Annotated in this window: 16 protein-coding genes; 7 read left to right on the forward strand and 9 right to left on the reverse strand. The window is 70.9% G+C overall.

The window, feature by feature from the left end; translation table 11 throughout:
- The first annotated feature begins 378 nt into the window (after positions 1-378).
- Positions 379-1,812, forward strand: a complete 1,434-nt coding sequence (locus EIZ44_RS17055; protein ID WP_240691326.1) for a PP2C family protein-serine/threonine phosphatase — start codon at positions 379-381, stop codon at positions 1,810-1,812.
- A gap of 30 nt (positions 1,813-1,842) precedes the next feature.
- Here the strand turns inward: EIZ44_RS17055 and EIZ44_RS44725 are convergent, their stop codons facing one another.
- Both EIZ44_RS44725 and EIZ44_RS17060 read right to left on the reverse strand, forming a co-directional pair.
- Positions 1,843-1,992: a hypothetical protein gene (locus EIZ44_RS44725; protein ID WP_158714492.1), complete on the reverse strand. Its 150-nt coding sequence runs from the start codon at positions 1,990-1,992 to the stop codon at positions 1,843-1,845.
- 96 nt (positions 1,993-2,088) lie between these two features.
- A complete protein-coding gene (locus tag EIZ44_RS17060) occupies positions 2,089-3,396 on the reverse strand; it encodes a serine/threonine-protein kinase (protein WP_051729001.1) in 1,308 nt (435 codons plus the stop codon).
- A gap of 247 nt (positions 3,397-3,643) precedes the next feature.
- Between EIZ44_RS17060 and EIZ44_RS17065 the strand changes: the two genes are divergently transcribed.
- On the forward strand, positions 3,644-4,096 hold the full coding sequence (locus EIZ44_RS17065) for a MarR family winged helix-turn-helix transcriptional regulator (RefSeq protein WP_037813922.1): 453 nt from the start codon (positions 3,644-3,646) through the stop codon (positions 4,094-4,096).
- A gap of 100 nt (positions 4,097-4,196) precedes the next feature.
- Here EIZ44_RS17065 and aspS read toward each other — a convergent pair whose 3' ends face one another.
- Both aspS and xylA read right to left on the reverse strand, forming a co-directional pair.
- Entirely contained in the window at positions 4,197-5,441 is a 1,245-nt protein-coding gene (gene aspS, locus EIZ44_RS17070; protein ID WP_134729644.1) for an aspartate--tRNA(Asn) ligase, read from the reverse strand.
- Positions 5,442-5,730: 289 nt separating this feature from the next.
- Positions 5,731-6,879, reverse strand: a complete 1,149-nt coding sequence (xylA, locus tag EIZ44_RS17075) for a xylose isomerase (RefSeq protein ID WP_134663091.1) — start codon at positions 6,877-6,879, stop codon at positions 5,731-5,733.
- 79 nt (positions 6,880-6,958) lie between these two features.
- Here xylA and EIZ44_RS17080 point away from each other — a divergent pair, with 79 nt between their 5' ends.
- On the forward strand, positions 6,959-8,092 hold the full coding sequence (locus tag EIZ44_RS17080) for an ROK family transcriptional regulator (RefSeq protein ID WP_134729646.1): 1,134 nt from the start codon (positions 6,959-6,961) through the stop codon (positions 8,090-8,092).
- Here EIZ44_RS17080 and EIZ44_RS17085 read toward each other — a convergent pair.
- The gene (locus EIZ44_RS17085) at positions 8,089-8,811 is read right to left on the reverse strand and encodes a dienelactone hydrolase family protein (RefSeq protein ID WP_134729648.1); all 723 of its coding nucleotides are present in this window, start codon (positions 8,809-8,811) and stop codon (positions 8,089-8,091) included. The genes EIZ44_RS17080 and EIZ44_RS17085 overlap by 4 nt on opposite strands.
- Positions 8,812-8,945: 134 nt before the next feature.
- On the opposite strand from EIZ44_RS17085, the gene EIZ44_RS17090 reads away from it, so the two are divergent.
- Complete coding sequence (locus tag EIZ44_RS17090) at positions 8,946-10,175, forward strand: alkaline phosphatase (protein WP_134729650.1); 1,230 nt, start codon at positions 8,946-8,948, stop codon at positions 10,173-10,175.
- Here EIZ44_RS17090 and EIZ44_RS17095 read toward each other — a convergent pair.
- The 3 genes from EIZ44_RS17095 to EIZ44_RS17105 are packed head-to-tail and all read right to left on the reverse strand — an operon-like array spanning position 10,170 to position 11,601.
- Entirely contained in the window at positions 10,170-10,799 is a 630-nt protein-coding gene (locus tag EIZ44_RS17095) for a dihydrofolate reductase family protein (RefSeq protein ID WP_134729652.1), read from the reverse strand. The genes EIZ44_RS17090 and EIZ44_RS17095 overlap by 6 nt on opposite strands.
- Complete coding sequence (locus EIZ44_RS17100) at positions 10,799-11,269, reverse strand: SRPBCC domain-containing protein (RefSeq protein WP_134729654.1); 471 nt, start codon at positions 11,267-11,269, stop codon at positions 10,799-10,801. The genes EIZ44_RS17095 and EIZ44_RS17100 overlap by 1 nt, the downstream gene beginning before the upstream one ends.
- A complete protein-coding gene (locus EIZ44_RS17105; protein ID WP_134663085.1) occupies positions 11,266-11,601 on the reverse strand; it encodes an ArsR/SmtB family transcription factor in 336 nt (111 codons plus the stop codon). Before EIZ44_RS17105 ends, EIZ44_RS17100 begins: the two co-directional genes overlap by 4 nt.
- A 500-nt stretch (positions 11,602-12,101) precedes the next feature.
- Between EIZ44_RS17105 and EIZ44_RS17110 the strand changes: the two genes are divergently transcribed.
- Entirely contained in the window at positions 12,102-13,556 is a 1,455-nt protein-coding gene (locus tag EIZ44_RS17110; RefSeq protein ID WP_134729656.1) for an amidohydrolase, read from the forward strand.
- Here EIZ44_RS17110 and EIZ44_RS17115 read toward each other — a convergent pair.
- Complete coding sequence (locus EIZ44_RS17115; RefSeq protein WP_134729658.1) at positions 13,553-14,554, reverse strand: glycoside hydrolase family protein; 1,002 nt, start codon at positions 14,552-14,554, stop codon at positions 13,553-13,555. The genes EIZ44_RS17110 and EIZ44_RS17115 overlap by 4 nt on opposite strands.
- Before the next feature lie 191 nt (positions 14,555-14,745).
- On the opposite strand from EIZ44_RS17115, the gene EIZ44_RS17120 reads away from it, so the two are divergent.
- Both EIZ44_RS17120 and EIZ44_RS17125 read left to right on the forward strand, forming a co-directional pair.
- The gene (locus EIZ44_RS17120) at positions 14,746-15,738 is read left to right on the forward strand and encodes a LacI family DNA-binding transcriptional regulator (RefSeq protein ID WP_240691327.1); all 993 of its coding nucleotides are present in this window, start codon (positions 14,746-14,748) and stop codon (positions 15,736-15,738) included.
- Between the two features lie 9 nt (positions 15,739-15,747).
- On the forward strand, positions 15,748-17,364 hold the full coding sequence (locus EIZ44_RS17125) for an FAD-dependent oxidoreductase (protein ID WP_037813907.1): 1,617 nt from the start codon (positions 15,748-15,750) through the stop codon (positions 17,362-17,364).
- Positions 17,365-17,392: the final 28 nt, after the last annotated feature.

Genomic DNA, 17,392 nt, shown 5'->3' on the forward strand with positions numbered 1-17,392 from the left:
ACCGCCGCCGGAAGTTGCCGTCCCCGAGGTCGTGGACCGCGGCGAGCAGCCGCTCCAGTGCCGCGACCTCGTTCGCCGGGACGGAATCCGGGTCAGGGGCCCCGGAGTTCCGGGGGCTCCCGGAAGCCTGGGGAGTCTCTGTCATCTCTGCCGACCTTCCCACCACGCGTGTGCCAGCCATGGTCGTCGACCCAGCCTGCCACGGTTCGCCCTACACTTCGACCCAGTCCGCCCGCGCACACTGTGCCAACCTGGAAGGACCAGGACCGTCAGGTCGACCCGGAGGCAGGAGGTTCGTGCATGGTGTCACGGCCCGCTCCGGCGTCGGCCCTGCCACCCGGCGCCGAGCTGCCCGGGCACGCCGGTTTCTGGCGCTCGGTGCTCGACGACGTCCGGGAGCCGGTGTTCCTCCAGGACCCGGAAGGCGCCCTGCGCTGGGCCAACGCGGCCGCGCAGCGGCTCGGCCCGGCCGAGCTCGTCGGCGTGACCGAGACCACCGGCAAGGTCGGCCACCGCCCGGCCAAGGTCCGCGCGCTGCCCGGCGGCTGGCGCGCCTGGACCGTGGTCGACGACGGCCGCCGCCGTCCCGAAGAGTTCCTCGCCGAGGCCGGTCCGAAACTGGCGCTCGCGCGCGGACGGCACGGCACGGCCCGGGTGATCGCCGAGCTGGCGGCGTCCGCCTTGGGCGATTGCGCCTTCGTGCTGCTGCCGACGACCCGCGGCCGCTGGGAATGGTGGAGCTGCACCGAGCACGGCGCGGCGGGCCACGGCCGGATCCGGCGGGTGCCGGCCCAGCTCGCGCCCGTGGTGTCCGACGCGGTCACCGACGTCGCCCGGCCCGAGGTCCGCGCGGTGCCCGCGACCGAGGTCGCGGCGCTGCCCGCGGCGGTCGCCGAGCCGTTCGAGGGGCACCTTGAGGTGTCAGTGGTTTCGTTCGGCTCCGGCATGGCGGGCGCGGTGCTGCTCGGCAGGCGCGGCGAGCCCGCGTTCGGTCTCTCGCAAGGCGAAGCCGTCGAGGCGTTCGCGGACGCGGCCGGCACGGCGCTGGCCAACGCGCAGCGCTATGCCCGCCAGGAGGAAGCCACGCGCGGGCTCGAATCGACGTTGCTGCCGACGCCGCCCGCGCAGGTCGAGGGCGCGAATTTCGAGCTGTGGTACGAACCCGCGGGCGGGGTGCTGGGCGTCGGCGGCGATTTCTACGACGTCCTTTCCCGCGACGACGGCAGCGCGTTCGTGGTGGTCGGCGACATCTGCGGCAAGGGCGCCGAGGCGGCCGCGCTGACCGGACGCGTGCGGCATTCGCTGGCCGCGCTGCATCTCGTCGAACGCGACGGCCGGACGATGCTGCGGCTGCTCAACGAACTCCTGATCTCCGGCGGCAGCAACCGGTTCGCGACGCTCGTGCTCGGTTCGGTCGCGGCCGCCGAGTCCGGGCTCGACGTCACTCTCGCCTCCGGCGGCCATCCCGCCCCGCTCGTGCTGCGGCGCGGGGGCGGGGTCGAGGAGATCAGCGTGCCCGGCACGCTCGTCGGCGTGTCGCCGCAGGCCCGCTTCGCCGAGGCGACGACGCATCTGGACGAGGGCGACGTCTGCCTGCTCTACACCGACGGCGTCACCGAAGCCCGCAACCGCACGGAATCCACCGAACTGTTCGGCGACGAACGGCTTTACACGGTGCTGGAGGACTGCGTCGGGCAACCGGCGCGCGAGGTCGTGCGCCGGTTGCGCGAGGCGGTGCGGGCCTGGCTCGGGAATTCCGGCCACGACGACATCGCGGTGCTGGCGATCGAGGCCGCGCCGCGGGCAGAGTAAGCACCGTTTTCCTTGCCCGGCACCGGAAAGCTACTTCCCGGGCCGGGTCTCCGGCTCCGGCGCTCGCTCCGGTTCCGGAACCGCCTCGGCGTCCGGTTTCGGCTCGGCCGTGCGGGCGGGTTCCGGGCGCTCGAAGTGTTCGCGGCACTGCCGTCCGAACCGGCGCGAGTGTGCGGTCATCGGTTCCACCTCCCCGGCTCGCCACCAGGATCGCGCGCCGGGACGGACTTCGCCACCGAATTGCGCCGCGTCAGCCGACCGGGTGGTCCGGTCTGTCTAATGTGGAGGCTTGCCGCTCGGCGGACCGGTGGCCGTGTTGCGGGGCGGTTTCGTCTGTCCTGGCGGGGTTTTCGGCGGTGTCCGGCCCGGCTGGCTCGTTGGGCTGACCTGGCTTTCCGATGCCGGCGCGGTCTGGGCCGTCGTGCCGGGCGGAACCGCCGTGGTCTGCACGGGCGGCGTCGCCGCGTTCGTCGAACGGACCGGCGGCGCGGACGGCGAATGCCGCGGCGCCTGGTCCGGGGAATCGGACGGAGCGGACGACGGCGGAGAAACCGGAACCGGTGCCGGGTCGAGGCCCGGCGCGGACCCGGTGCCGGGGCGAAGCGGAGACGCGAACAGCAGCGTTCCGGCCGCGACCAGCACGACCGGCAGGCCCGCCGCGAGCACCGCGCGCCGCCGCGAGACCCGGTGGCGGCGGCAGAAGACGGCCAACCGCGTTTTGATCGGAAGCCGCAACGTTTCCGTGCCGCGCAACGCACGCGCCACGGCGGTCGCGGAGGGTCTTTCTTCCGGATCGCGCATGGTCATCGCGCGCAGAGTCCTCGCCAGCGGTTCCGGCGTGCCCGGCGGCACCCGCGGCGATCGATGCAGCCGCACTACCGCGGTTTCCGCTGCCGTACCCGGGTATTCGCGGACGCCGGTGAGGCATTCCAGGAGGACGAGCCCGAGCGCGTACACGTCCGAAGCCGGGCCGGGGTGCTCGCCGAGCACCTGCTCCGGCGAGAGGTAAGCCGCCGTCCCGACGACCGCGCCGGTGTCGGTCACGCGGGTCGCGTCCACGATGCGCGCGACGCCGAAGTCGGCGATCCGCGGGCCGTCGTCGGACATGAGGATGTTGGCGGGTTTGAGGTCGCGGTGGGTCACCTCGTGCGCGTGGACGTGAGCGAGCGCCTCGGCCAGCTGCGCGCCCAGTTCGACCACCCGGTCGGCGGGCAGCGGCCCGGAGCACAGCCATTCGGACAGGTTGGGCCCGTGCACGCAGTCCATGACGAGGTACGCGTACCCCTCGTCGATTCCGGCGTCGACGAACCCGACCAACCCCGGATGCCGCACCGCGCGCAGCGCCGCGATCTCCTGGTCCCGGCGGTTGCGGCCCAGTTCGACCGCTCCGGCGTGGAACAGCTTGACCGCGACCTCGCCTCCGGTTTCGCGGTCCTCGCCGCGGTGCACGCTGGCGGTCGCGCCTTCGCCGATCCGCTCGCCCACCTCGTACCGGCCGGCCAGGACCAGCGGAGCGGGCCCGTACCGGCCCAGCGCGAACCGTCTCGCGGTCGTGCCCGCGTCCGCATCGCCGGTGCCGGTCATGTGCCGCTCGCCTTTCCCCCGGGTAGCGGGGACAACTTACTCGCCGTCGGGCGAGGACAAAAGCTGAGCCGGGTCCGGGGGAGGACGCACGAGGTCACGCCGCCGGGCGGACCTCCCGGCGTTTCGCGAGTACAGTGGCAGCTGAGTACTACCGGCGCGCGCAATACTTGCAGTCACATTGACCTGCGCCGATGCTGCTCGGGGCCCGCGGCCGCCCGCAACCGGGGCCGTCTGGAGGAGGTGCACCATGTCGGTGTCGGACGACGCCGTCGAGGCGCGCGCGCAAGGCTGGCGGACGCTGGCGGCGCTGCACGCGCGGATCGAAGACCGGCTGAACCGCGCGCTGGAAAGCGAGCACGAGCTGTCGGTGAGCGAGTACACGGTGCTCGACGTGCTCGGCCGCCAGGACGGCTTCCATCTGCGGATGAGCCAGCTGGCCAACGCGGTGGTGCTGAGCCAGTCGGCGACGACCCGGCTGGTCACCCGGCTGGAGGAGCGCGGCCTGCTGTCGCGCTACCTGTGCCAGGACGACCGGCGCGGCATCTACACCGAGGTCACGCCGTCCGGGCAGAAGCTGCTGGCCGCCGCCCGCCCGACGCACGACACGGCGCTTTCCGCCGCGCTCGCCGAGGCGGAGGAGCTGCCGGAGCTGGCGCCCTTGGTCACCGCGCTGGGGTCGCTCACCTTCGCTGCTCAGTGACGTTCCGTGAAGGGCTCCTTGAGGGAACCAGATTCCCTCAAGGAGTCCTTCACGGACCGCACACCCCGCGTACCAGGCCAGCGGCACCTTCGAGGGGCGATCAGGGCCGCAGGCGGTGCAGGTCCCGGGGGAAGAGCGTCGCCCCGCGCACGTTCGCCACGCCCAGCACGCGCGCGACCCAGCGCTCCAGCCCGATCGCGAACCCGCCGTGCGGCGGCATGCCGTATGCGAACGCGTCGAGATAGTCCGAGTACTGCCCGGCCGCCTCGCCGAGCACGGCGAGGTAGTCCGCGTGCCGGTGCAGCCGCTGGCCGCCGGTCACCAGTTCCAGGCCGCGGAAAAGCAGGTCGAAACTGTTCGACCGGGCCAGGTCCGCCGGGTCCGGATGGGTGTAGAACGGCCGTTTCGCCATCGGGTATCCGGTCACGAACAGGAATTCCGACCCGTGTTCCCGCTCGGCCCATGCGCACAGCCAGCGTTCGTGCGCGGGCGCGAGGTCCGGTTCGCCGCGCGGGTCCTCGCCGGTGTTCCGGGCCAGAAGTTCTTGCGCCGCGGCGAAATCGATCGACGGGATCTCGTCCGGCACCGTCGGCGCGTCCGGTCCGGCCGCGGCGGCCATCTCCGCTACGACGTCGCGCAGCATGGCCATGACGTCGCGGTGGTCGGCGATGAAGCCCAGTTCCGCGTCGAGACTCGTGTACTGGGCCAGATGTCGTGCGGTGTCATGCGGTTCGGCCCGGAAAACCGGCCCCACCTCGTACACCCGCTCGAACACGCCGACCATGGCCTGCTTGAAGAACTGCGGCGACTGCGCGAGGTAAGCGGGACGGCCGAAGTAGTCGAGCTGGAACACATTCGCCCCGGATTCCGTCGCGGTGGCGACGATCTTCGGCGTATGAATCTCAGTGAATCCCTGCCTGTCCAACGCCCGGCGGAACGCCGCGACACTGGCCGCGGCCACCTCGAATCGCCGCCGCAGTACCGGATGCCGCAACGCGACCGCGGCATTGTCCAGCACCACCGGCAACCCGGCGGCCACTTCGGGCCGATAAAGATCGAACGGCGGCCGCTTTTCCGGCGCGGACAGCACTTCTAAAACCGGTTCCCGCAGTTCAATTCCTTGCGGTGCCTGCGGATTGGCGACCACCTGCCCGGTGAGCCGCACGACGGTCTCCTCGGCGACCTCCGGCGGCTCGGCGAACACCGCCTGCGCGGTGCCGGACCGGTCGCGGACGACCAGGAACGCCACGGATTTCAGCACGCGCCGGCGGTGCACCCAGCCGGCGATCGTCACGGTGGAGCCCACGCGGTCACGCAGGCAGGCCACCGGGGTGCGGGTACTCATTCCTTCTCCTGAGCGCACTCGGCGACCCCTTGGGGGTGCGGGCGAGAAGGGACACTCGCGGTGCCACCGCACCTTCGCCGCCGAGTGGGCGGCCTCGTTCTGGCCGGGTGACGGCGGCCGGGCCGTCGGGGCATTTCCTCCCCGCACTCAGGAGTGTCTTCGCGCTGGGCCGCGACGCTGCCTTCTCACCGGCGGCAGCTCTCTGTCCCTCGCGGTGCCCTGCGCTACTCGTCTCCGTCAACGTGTTGCCCGCAACGGTAAAACACCGCCACCGCCCGTGTCGCCTGATTTACCGCACGCCCAGCAGGTGCTCCAACGCCAGTTGGTTGAGCCGGGTGAAGTGGTAGCCGCGGCGGCCGGCCGCTTCGACGTCGAACTCGTCGGCGGCCAGATCGTCCAGGGTTTCGCCCTCGGACAGCGTCGGCGTCGCCAGCTCCGGCACCCGCGACGCGGCGAGCGCTTCGGCGACCTCCGGATCGGCGCGGAACGCACGGGCTTTCTCGCGCAGGATCAGGTAAGTGCGCATGTTCGCCGCCGCGGAAACCCAGACGTCCTCGGGATCCTCGGTGCGCAGCGGTTTGTAGTCGAAGTGCCGCGGGCCGTCGTAGCCGCCGTGCTCCAGGAGGTCGACGAGGAAGAACGCGCTGGCGAGATCGCCGTGCCCGAAGATCAGGTCCTGGTCGTACTTCGGGCCGTGCTGGCCGTTGAGGTCGAGGTGGAACAGCTTGCCCTGCCACAGCGCCTGCGCGATGCCGTGCACGAAGTTCAGCCCGGCCATCTGCTCGTGGCCGACCTCCGGGTTCAGCCCGAACAGCTCGGGCCGCTCCAGTTGCGAGATGAACCCGAGCGCGTGGCCGATCGTCGGCAGGAGGATGTCGCCGCGCGGTTCGTTCGGCTTCGGCTCCAGCGCGAACCGCAGGTCGTAGCCTTGCGAAACGGCGTAGTCGGCGAGGACGTCGAGCCCTTCCTTGTAGCGGGCGAGTGCGGCGCGGACGTCTTTCGCCGCATCGGATTCCGCGCCTTCGCGGCCGCCCCACAGCACGTAGGTCTGCGCGCCGAGTTCGGCGGCGAGGTCGAGATTGCGCCGGACCTTGGTCAGCGCGTACCGCCGGATGTCGCGGTCGTTGCTGGTCAGGCCGCCGTCCTTGAAGACCGGATGGCTGAACAGGTTCGTCGTCGCCATCGGCACGCGCAGGCCGGTTTCCTCGAGCGCGCGCTTGAACTTGGCGATCGCGGTGTCGCGGTCCGGTTCGGTGGCGAGGAGGTCGTCGTCGTGAAAGGTGACGCCGTACGCGCCCAGTTCGGCCAGCCGGTGCACGCTCTCGACCGGGTCGAGCGGCGGGCGCGTGGCGACGCCGAACGGGTCGGCCGCGGGCCAGCCGACGGTCCACAGTCCGAACGAAAATTTGTCCTCCGGTGCGGGGGCGTAGTCGGCCATGCCCGTCCCTTCATTTAGTTCACGTTGTAGACTAAATACTGCGCTACGGTCGTCCCGGCCGTCAAGAGCGGAGGTCTGCATGGAACCGGTCCGGCACGACGCGATGCGGGCGCGGAACCTCGAACTGGTGCTCGGCGAGATCAGCCGCGGCGGCCCGCTGACCCGCGCCGCGCTGGCGGAGCTGACCGGGCTGACCAAGTCGACGGTGTCCACTTTGGTCGGCTCGCTGCTGGACGCGGGCTTCCTGTCCGAGACCGCCGCAGTGCGCGCGGGGGAGCGCGGCCGGCCCGGGGTCGAGGTTTCGCTGAGCGGCGCGCGGATGGCTTCGCTGGGGCTCGAGGCCAATGTGGACTATCTCGCCGCGTGCGTCCTGGACTTGACCGGCACGGTCCGCCGGTCGGTTCGCATCGAGCGGGACAACCGCGGCGTGCCAGCGGAAACTGTGCTGAAGGCGGTGCGGGAACTGGCTTCCGCGGAGTTGGCCGAGGCGCGCGAGCTGGGCTTGACGGTCGCCGGTGCGGTGCTCGCGGTGTCCGGCCCGGTGCGGGACGGCGTGGTGCTGAGCGCGCCGAACCTCGGCTGGCGGAACGTTCCGGTCGAGCTGGAGCTGCCGGTCCCGGTTTCGGTGGACAACGAGGCGAATCTCGGTGCTCTCGGCGAGCTGTGGTTCGGTGCCGGGGCGGCGGATTTCCTTTACGTGTCGGGCGAGATCGGCATCGGCGCGGGACTGGTCGTGGACTCGCGGTTGTTCCGCGGCACCGGCGGCGAACTGGGGCACGTGCTGGTTTCCCCGTCCGGGCCGTCCTGTCGCTGCGGTGCGGCGGGCTGTCTGGAGACCTACGCCGGGCAGGAAGCGATGCTCGCCGCGGCTGGAGTATCCGCAGTGGACGCTCTCGCCGCCGCTTTGGCCGCGGGTGACGACGCGGCGTTGTCGGCCGTCTCGGCGGCGGGGGAGGCTCTAGGATTGGCGCTGGCGTCGGCGGTCAATCTCGTGGATGTGGACCGCGTGGTGCTCGGCGGCGTATTCGGGCCGCTGTTTCCCTGGCTGGCACCCGCTGCCGAGGCTGTGTTGCGGGCGCGGTTGACCGGCCTCCGCGGTTCGGTGCCGGTGCTGAGCCCGTCCGCACTCGGCGATTCCGCCGCGACGCTCGGTGCCGCTGGCCGCACCATCCACGGCGTTTTGGCTGATCCGGGGCCGTTCCTCGCCCGTTAGCCGAGGTTGTCGGCAAGCAGGGTCAGGACGTCGCGCCAGGCTCGCTCGGCCTGCACCGGGTGATAGCCGACGCCGGGGAGAAGCCGCTGCTCCGGGCCGATCGGCGGGTGGTGGAACGCGTGCTGGGCGCCGCCGTAGACGGTGAGTCGCCAGTCGACGCCCGCCGCCTGCATCTCGGCGGCGAACGCGTCCCGTTGCGCGGCAGGCATGATCGGGTCCTCCGAGCCGACGCCCGCCCACACCGGGCAGCGGATGTTCGCTGCCTCGCCCGGACGGCCGGTGACCAGGCCGTTGATCGTGCCGATCGCGCGCAGATCGACGCCCGCGCGGCCGAGCTCCAGCACGATCGCGCCGCCGGTGCCGTAGCCGATCCCGGCGATCCGGTCCGGGTCGGTCCGCGGTTCGGCGAGCAGCACGTCGAGGGCCGCGCGGCCGATGTCGCGCATCCGGTCCGGGTCGTCGAGCAGCGGCAGGCAGCGCGCCAGCATTTCGTCGGGATCGGTGAACCAGCGTCCGCCGTGGATGTCGAACGCGAGGGCCACGTAACCGAGTTCGGCCAGCGCGTCGGCCCGTGCGCGCTGAAAGTCGTTGAGGCCGGTGCCTTCCGGCCCGATCAGGACCGCGGGCCGAGGGCCGGTCCCCGCGGGGAGCGCGAGACGCCCGACCATGGTGAGGCCGTCGGCCGGGTATTCGACGGTGCGCGTCGTGACGGTCTCCATGAAAACCCACCGTAATGAGCGGCGGGCCCCGGCGGGGTGCTGTTCACCGTCGGCGGACACGTCCATTCAGGTGACCCTCTCGCGGCGCTTCCGGAAACATGTTAGGAAAGCTTCCTAACTAAAGGAGGATCCGGATGCGCAAGACGATGGTGCTCACCGCGGCCGTGCTCGCGGTGGCCGGAGCGGTGCCCGCGGTCGCGATGGCGGGGGACGGTCCGGCCGCGGATTCCGCTGGGTGGCATCCGAAAGCGCGCAACATCGTCTACATCCAGGGCGACGGCATGGGCGCGGCGCAGCGGGAGTTCGTCCGGCTCGCGACGACCGGCCGCAAGGGCGACCTGGTCATGAACCGGCTCCCGGTCACCGGCATGGTGCACACCGACCCCGACGACCCGGAAGAACTCGTCACCGACTCCGCCGCGGCGGCGACCGCGCTCGCCACCGGGCACAAGACCCGCAACGGCGCGGTCGGCCAGGACGCGCAGGGCCGCCGTCTGCTGACCGTGCTCGAGCAGGCGAAACGCGCCGGGAAGTCGACCGGACTGGTCACCACCGCGCAGGTCACCGGGGCGTCGCCGGCCGCGTTCGCGTCCCACGTGCCGTCGCGGGATCTGCAGAGTGACATCGCGAAGCAGTACATCACCGAAAGCCGTCCGGAAGTCCTCCTCGGCGGCGGCGAAGACTGGTGGCTGCCGAAGGGCGATCCGGGCGCGTGGCCGGACAAGCCGGGCGAGGAAAGCCGCAGCACGCACGGAAACCTCATCGAGCAGGCGAAGCGCTCCGGCTACACCTACGTGCGGAACGCCAGCGAACTCGCCGCGACTCGCGCGCCGCGGCTGCTCGGACTGTTCGCGAACGAGGACATGGTCGATTACGGCCCGGACGGCAAGGGCGCGTACCAGCCGAAGGTCGCGTTGCCGGTGATGGCGAAGAAGGCGCTCGACACGCTTTCCGCCAACCCGCGCGGCTTCTTCCTGTTCCTGGAAGAAGAAGGCATCGACGGGATGTCCCACGAAAACAACGCGCACGGCGTCCTCGACGCGGGCCGGGCGCTCGACGCGGCTGTCGCCGAGGTGCTGCGCTTCACCCGCTCGCATCCGGACACCCTGGTGATCATCGGCGGCGACCACGAGACCGGCGGACTGGCCATCGAGAACACCGACGGTGCGCCCGAAGGCAACGAGGACGGCCCGTTTCCCGTTCCCGGCACCAAACTTTCGCTGACCGTCGACTGGACGAGCGGCGACCACAGCGGCGTGCCGACCCCGGTCACCGCGACCGGCCCCGGCTCGGACCGCCTCGACGGGACGCTGGACAACACCGACGTCTACCGCGCGATGGTCTCCGCCGCGCACCTTTCATGAGGCGAGATTCGTGACTCCGTCGTAGTCGTCGAGCGCGGCTGCTCCGGTGACGTCGTACTCCAGCAGCACCAGTCCGCTGGGCGTGGCTTCGTGGCGGACGAGCCGCAACCCGGTCGCCGACACCGGATGCGGGAACTGCAGCCGTCCCGCCCCGAGCACCGTCGGCGTCATGACCAACCGGACCTTGTCCACGACTCCCTCGGACAGCAGGGTGTTGCCGAGCCGGGCGCTGCCGTGAATCTGCAGCTCCCGGCCCGGCTGCGCCTTGAGCTCGCGCACCGCGGTGGCCGGATCGCCGCGCAATACGGTGGTCGGGGCCCAAACGCCGGTTTCGAGCGTGTTCGACACGACGTACTTCGGCAGGGAGTTCATCCGCTCGGCGAATGGATCGTCCGGATCCGTGACCGCGGGCCAATCCCGCGCGAACGACGTGTACGTGCGGCGGCCGAACAACAGTCCGTCCGCCAAATCCAGCCACTCCGACGCCCGCTGGACGAACGCCTGGTCGAGATGCGGAACGAACCAGCCGCCGCGGGAGAACTCGCCGCTGGTGTCCTCTGTGGACGATCCGGGCCCTTGGCTGACGCCGTCGAGCGTGACGAACGCGGTGAGGGAGATTTGCATCAGGCCCCGCCCTCCGCGACCCGGGCGAGCTGAGCCGTGACCGTGCCCCAGCCGTCCGCGAACCCGAGATCGGCGTGCCGTTCCCTGGCCGCCGGATCCCCGTGCCGGACGACGACGCGGTAATCCGTCCCGTCCGGATGATCCCGGAGGACGATCTCCGCCGTCATCGCGACCGGCTGCGGTTTCGCCGGCCGCCACGCGCTGTCGAGGGCATTCGTGAAAACGAGCCGCTCGTAGTCCTCGACCACGAGGAAGCACGCGTCGAGATGCGGGACGAAGGTGTCGCCGTCCTCGCTCATCCGCGTGACGAACGCACCCCCAGCGCGCACGTCCAGCTCCTCGACGCGGCACCGCAGCGGGGCGGGAATCCACCACTGGGCGAGGCTGGCCGGGTCGGTCCAGGCGTCCCAGACGCGTTTGCGGGGCGCGCGGATGACGCGGTCGAGGGAAAGATCGAGGTCGGGGTTCACGGCTGGTCCTCCTGGCTGGTGACGAACTGCTCGAGCCGGTCGGTGCGCCCGGCCCAGACGCGCCGCTGCTCGGCGAGCCAGTCCTCGACGAGCGCGAACCGCTCGCGGTTGAGGACGCACGTCCGCACCCGCCCGGACTTCTCGGTGCGGATCAGCCCGTGCGACTCGAGCATCCGCACGTGCTTCATGAAGGACGGCAAGGTCATCGGCGCGTCGCCCGCGAGCTCCCCGACACTCGCCGGCCCCACCCCGAGCCGCCGCACGACAGCCCGCCGGGTCGGATCGGCGAGGGCGGAGAAGACCCCGTCGAGCGTGGTCGAATACTGAGCCATGAGGCTAAGTATTGCGGGCGGTGATGGTTAGCGCAAGGGCTAAGTGTTTCGGTCGCGGCGGGGACGGGGCTCGGCTCACGGTCGGAGTCCGACGGGGTGTCGGCTGCGGGGCGGGCGAGGCAGCTGGCCGGGCGGAATGCGAGATCCTGCGCGAAGCGGGGTCAGCTGGTCGCGCTCCGTGCGGAGGTGTTCGAAGCTTCCGCTGCGTCAGGTCAGACCGGGCGGCCGATGTCGGCGCTCAAAGCCCAGCCTACGAGGGGATCAGCCGTGCAACGGCCACCGCGAACCAAGACAGCTCCGCCCGACCCGCGCGGTCCAGCGGAACAAAGCGGCAACCGAGGGAGTCGAACCCTGCGCGGCTTGTGAAGGCGGCGCTCCTGACCGGCCCTGACCCTTCGGCGGGCGACGGCTGCCATGCATTGCGTGTACCCGTTTCAACGCCCGCCCCAGCATCGCAATTCCCGCTTCACCCGAACGGGGCCTGCTGGCAGGCTGGGCGCATGGACGATCTTCTCCTCCGCCGCGTCCGGGTCGGGTTGCAGGGGCCGCTGGCCGACGTTCGGGTGCGCGACGGTGTCGTATCGGCTGTCGAGGAACCGGGCGCTGGGACCGGGTTCGCCGCCCGCGTGCTCGACGGGCACGGCGGCACGCTTCTGCCCGGGCTCGTCGACGCGCACGCGCACCTCGTGCAGTGGGCCGGATTCCGCAGGCGCATCCCGCTGGACGGTGCGCGATCCGCGGTGGGCGCGGTCGAATTGCTGATGGAGAAGCTGCTCGGTGCTCCGGCGGGGGAGCTCGTCGTCGGCGTCGGGTTCCGGGACGGGCTCTGGCCGGACCGGCCGCACAAGGATCTGCTGCAGCGCGCGCTCCCGGGCCGCGCGGTGGCGTTGTTCAGCGCGGATTTGCATACGTTGTGGCTCAGCCCGGCCGCGTTGAAGCTGATCGGCCGTGAGCATCCGACCGGCGTCCTGCTGGAGAACGACTGCATGAGCGCCACGGCCGCGTTGCCGTCCGCGCCGGTCGAGGTTCAGGACGCTTGGGTTGCCGACGCGCTGGCTGCCGCCGCGAAGCGGGGCGTGACGTCGGTGGTCGACTACGAATACGCGGACACGGTCACGGATTGGACCCGGCGGGCGGCCACGGCAAAGCCAGCGACGAGGGTTTCCTGTGTGATCGCAAGGTATTTGCTGGACGAGACCATCCAAAGAGGACACCGGACCGGGGACGTGCTCGACGCGGGCGAAGGACTGCTCACGGTCGGCCCGTTCAAGCTGTTCGTCGACGGTTCGCTCAACACCCGCACCGCTTACTGCCACGATTCGTACCCGGGATCCGGCGAGAACGGGCTGCTGGAGCTGCCGCCGGAGGAGTTGGTGCCGTTGCTGCGCCGCGCGCACGAGCACGGGCTGACCCCGGCGGTGCACGCGATCGGCGACCACGCCAACACCATCGCGCTGGACGCGTTCGCCGAGGTCGGCTGCCCGGGCCGGATCGAGCACGCGCAGTTGCTGCGGCCCGAGGACGTGCCGAGGTTCGCCGCGCTCGGGCTGGTCGCGAGTGTGCAGCCCGCGCACCAGCCCGACGACCGCGACGTCGCCGACTGGCATTGGCACGGCCGCACCGACCGCGCGTACGCGTACCGCGCCCTGCTCGAATCCGGTGCCCGGCTGGAACTCGGCTCGGACGCGCCGGTCGCGCCGCTCGATCCGTGGGACGGGATCGCCGCCGCGGTCGGCCGGACCGACGACGAGCGGCCGCCGTGGCATCCCGAGCAGGCCATCCCGCTCGCCGACGCACTGGCCGCGTCCTCGGGCGGCCGCCGCGGCGTCCAGGTCGGCGACGTGGCCGATCTGGTCCTGACGGCGGCCGACCCGAGTGGACTGTCCACGAAGGAACTGCGGGAAATGCCGGTGTCCGCGACGATCGTGGCGGGGAGGCCGACGTACTTGGCCTAGACCGCGCGGGCGATGGCGATCGCGCCCTTGAGCCGTTCGCCCGCCTCGTAGAACATGTACTCCTTGCCGTTCATCGTGCCGAACGACGCGGCGGCGCACCGGCCGTTGTCCGGCGCGCCCGCGAGCGGAGCGTGGAAGACGCCGAGGTGCTCGCGTTTGCCGAAGTCGTTGCCGACCTCGGTGATCAGCATGTTCCCGCCGGCCTCGATGTTCTCGTGGTACACGACGTAGGTGGAATTGTTGCGCCGCACCACGGTCGGCGCGCCGATGTTGCTCGCGCCGACTTCTTCGGGACGGATCAGCGGCGTCTGCGAGAATGTCCAATCGCGAGCGTCGGCCGACCAGCCCCACCCGATGCTGCGGTGGTTGGCGGTGGTGTTGATCATGAACACCATCACGTACTTCGCGCCGCGCGAAGGCAGGTCGTGCTCGAACACCTTGGCGTAGGAGGTTTCGGTGGTGCCCTTGGGCAGCATCGACGTCGACAGCACCGTTTTGTCGTAGGTGAAGTGGATCCCGTCCTTTGACCGCGCGAGGCGAGTCGTGGTGTTCTCGCCGTGGAAATACAGCCACAGCTCGCGGGTCTGCTCGTGCCACAGGACGAACGGCGACGACACGTGCGACACGTCGTAGTGCGGCTTCCAGACGTTCTTGACGATCGGGTTGCGCGGGTATTCGACGAACGGCCCTTCGAGACTGTCCGCATAGGACAGGCAGATGCCGCCCGGCGCGTCGTGCGGGGCGTAGTACAGGTAATAGCGGCCGAGCGGGTTGGCGAGCTTGTCATAGACGCCGCGGATGCACGGGAAGATCACCTCGCGCCTCGCCGGCGGGTACTGCAGTTTGCTTTTGTCGAACGCGGTGCGCACGAACCGGTACTCCGGGAATCCGGCGGGCGCGGCGCTCGCTGTTCCGGTGCCGAGCAGGGGCAGCGCGGCCAGTGCGAAGCTCGCTCCGGCTGCGCCGCGCAGGGCGGTGCGGCGGGAAAGTTCGGTCATGCGGACGCTCCCTTTCATCGGCGGTTACCCGGAGCGACTCTTCGGGCGCGGCTGAGGGGCTGTCAAGGTGCTAATACGTATTAGTCCCTCGCTCCGGCAAAACAGGACAGAAACATCCCGGAAGCCTTGACGGTGCCGCGCCCGGCGCAGATCCTCGCCTAATCCGCATTAGCGCTCCCCGGAGGTGACCCGTGCCCGGCCGCAACCGCATGCCTCGCCAAGCCGACATCGCCCGCATCGCCGGGGTGTCCCAGGCGACGGTTTCGGTCGTGCTGGCGGGCAACCGGACCGTGCGGATGGCCGAGTCGACCCGCAGCCGGGTGCTGCGGGTGGCCGAGGAACTGGGCTACGTGCCGAATCCGGCGGCCACCCGGCTCGCGTCGGCGCGGGCGAATCTGCTCGGGCTGTACACCTTCCGCACGGCGTTCCCGACCGACGAGGCCGACGCGTACCACCCGATCCTCTCCGGAGTCGAGGAGGAAGCCGCGGCGCTGGGCCAGGATCTGATCCTGTTCACCGGCACGAGCGGGCCGCACGCGCGGCAGGAGGAGGCGATCCGCCGGACGCGGATGGCCGACGGCTGCCTGTTTTTCGGCAGGCACGTCCCGGAGGGACCGGTTTCGCGGCTGATGGCGTCCGGGTTCCCGTTGGTCTACATCGGACGCCGGCCGGAGCTGGACGGACAGATCCCGTACATCGGCGCGGATTACGTCACCGCTTCGGCGCAAGTGCTGGAGCGGCTGATCGGCCTCGGCCACCGGGAAATCCGGTACGTCCGGGAGACGGACGAGGCACCGTCCTCTGCGGACCGTCAGCTCGGCGTGCTGCGCGCGGCACCGGACACGAAGATCGTCCGGCTCAACGGAAAGCCGGTTCCGATCCGGGAATGGCTCGAAGAAGGCGTCACGGCGGTGGTCGTGGAAGGAACCGACACCGGCGCCGCACACCGTGCGGTGCGGGCCGCGATCGACCAGGCCGGACTGTCCACTCCGGACGACCTGTCCCTCGCGGTGCTGGGCGGGACGGCGGGGACGAGCGGATTCGAGGTCCCGATGCGGGAGATGGGCCGGTTGGCCGTGCGCCTGCTCGTGGACCTCGTCACCGAGAAGACGACCACGCGGCAGCAGCTGCTGTGGTGCCCACCGGTGGCCGGCGAGGACGTCGGCGCACCACGATCCGGTTAGGACAGAGCAATGGCTGAACTCGGCACGGAGATCCTCGTCGCGGGCGGCGGGGTGGGCGGCGTCGCCGCCGCGCTGGCCGCCGCGTCGGCAGGACACCGCGTCGTGCTGACCGAGGAGACCGACTGGCTCGGCGGCCAGTTCACCGCGCAGGCGGTGCCCCCGGACGAGAATCCCTGGATCGAACAGTTCGGCGGCACCGCGACGTATCGCCGGTTCCGCGAAGGGGTGCGCGACTACTACCGGCGGCACTATCCGTTGCGGGCCGAAGCGGCCGCACTGACCGAGTTGAATCCCGGTGCGGGCCGGGTCAGCAAGCTGTGCCACGAGCCGCGCGTCGCGCTCGCGGTGCTGGAATCGATGCTGGCCCCGCATCGCTCGTCCGGCCGGCTGACTGTCCTTTTGCGACACCGGCCGGTCGCGGCGGACGTGACCGGCGACCGTGTCGAGGCGGTCACCTTCGAAGGGCCGGACGGGAACCGCACGACGGTTCGCGCCGAGTACACATTGGACGCCACCGAAAACGGCGACCTCTTGCCCCTCACCGGTACCGAGTTCGCGATCGGGGCCGAAGCGCAGTCCGAGCACGGCGAACCGCACGCGCCGGAGCAGGCCGACCCGGGCAACCTCCAGGGCATCACCTACTGCTTCGCGCTGTCCCATCACGCGGGCGAGGACCACACGATCGACCGGCCGGAACTGTACGGCGTCTGGAGCGAATACCAGCCGGACTTCTGGCCCGGTCCGCTGCTCGGGTTCCTCGCCCCGGATCCCCGGTCGCTGGAGCCGGTGCCGCGGACCTTCGACCCGAACCCGGAGACGGATCCGCTCGCGGTGAGCGCCGACCAGAGCGCCGACGCCGGGGACAAGGAATTGTGGGGCTTCCGGCGGATCCTCGCCCGCAAACTGCACCAGCCGGGCGCGTTCGATTCCGACCTCACCCTGGTCAACTGGCCGCTCAACGACTACTGGCTGCGGCCCGCGCTGGAGATCGACGGGGTCACGACCGCCGCGGACGTGGCCCGCGCGCACTACGAGGCGAAACAGCTTTCGCTGTCGGTGCTGTATTGGCTCCAGACCGAGGCGCCACGGCTGGACGGCGGCACCGGTTTCCCCGGCCTGAAGCTGCGCCCGGATGTGGTCGGCACCGACGACGGGCTGGCGAAGTCCGCGTACGTGCGCGAAGCGAGGCGGATCCGGGCGGTCACCACGGTCGTCGAACAGGACGTGTCGCTCGACATCCTCGGCCCGACCGGCCGCAAGCGGCGCGAGGATTCGGTCGGGGTCGGCAGTTACCGGATCGACCTCCACCCGTCGACCGCCGGGGACAGCTACCTCGACGTGCCGAGCGTCCCGTTCGAACTGCCGCTGGGCGCGCTGCTGCCGCAACGGATGCGCAACCTGTTGCCCGCGGGCAAAAACATCGGCACCACGCACATCACCAACGGCTGTCACCGGTTGCATCCGGTGGAGTGGAACGTCGGCGAGGTCGCCGGCCATCTCGTCGGTTTCGCGCTGCGCGAAGGGCTGCAGCCGCACCAAATCCGCGAGGACCGGTTCGACGAGTTCGCCCGCGTGCTGGACCGCGCCGGGGTCGAACGGCGCTGGCCCGACGTCCGCGGCTACTGATCACGATTTCCCTCAGGAGGTGCGGACA

Origin of the sequence: Amycolatopsis nivea (assembly GCF_004522235.1) — a bacterium.
GTDB classification, from domain to species: Bacteria; Actinomycetota; Actinomycetes; order Mycobacteriales; family Pseudonocardiaceae; genus Amycolatopsis; species Amycolatopsis nivea.

Coding starts and splice junctions, on each gene's coding strand:
- EIZ44_RS44725 (WP_158714492.1), bottom strand. CDS start 1,992: ATGACCGCACACTCGCGCCGGTTCGGACGGCAGTGCCGCGAACACTTC.
- EIZ44_RS17060 (WP_051729001.1), bottom strand. CDS start 3,396: ATGACCGGCACCGGCGATGCGGACGCGGGCACGACCGCGAGACGGTTC.
- EIZ44_RS17065 (WP_037813922.1), top strand. CDS start 3,644: ATGTCGGTGTCGGACGACGCCGTCGAGGCGCGCGCGCAAGGCTGGCGG.
- aspS (WP_134729644.1), bottom strand. CDS start 5,441: ATGAGTACCCGCACCCCGGTGGCCTGCCTGCGTGACCGCGTGGGCTCC.
- xylA (WP_134663091.1), bottom strand. CDS start 6,879: ATGGCCGACTACGCCCCCGCACCGGAGGACAAATTTTCGTTCGGACTG.
- EIZ44_RS17080 (WP_134729646.1), top strand. CDS start 6,959: ATGGAACCGGTCCGGCACGACGCGATGCGGGCGCGGAACCTCGAACTG.
- EIZ44_RS17085 (WP_134729648.1), bottom strand. CDS start 8,811: ATGGAGACCGTCACGACGCGCACCGTCGAATACCCGGCCGACGGCCTC.
- EIZ44_RS17090 (WP_134729650.1), top strand. CDS start 8,946: ATGCGCAAGACGATGGTGCTCACCGCGGCCGTGCTCGCGGTGGCCGGA.
- EIZ44_RS17095 (WP_134729652.1), bottom strand. CDS start 10,799: ATGCAAATCTCCCTCACCGCGTTCGTCACGCTCGACGGCGTCAGCCAA.
- EIZ44_RS17105 (WP_134663085.1), bottom strand. CDS start 11,601: ATGGCTCAGTATTCGACCACGCTCGACGGGGTCTTCTCCGCCCTCGCC.
- EIZ44_RS17110 (WP_134729656.1), top strand. CDS start 12,102: ATGGACGATCTTCTCCTCCGCCGCGTCCGGGTCGGGTTGCAGGGGCCG.
- EIZ44_RS17115 (WP_134729658.1), bottom strand. CDS start 14,554: ATGACCGAACTTTCCCGCCGCACCGCCCTGCGCGGCGCAGCCGGAGCG.
- EIZ44_RS17125 (WP_037813907.1), top strand. CDS start 15,748: ATGGCTGAACTCGGCACGGAGATCCTCGTCGCGGGCGGCGGGGTGGGC.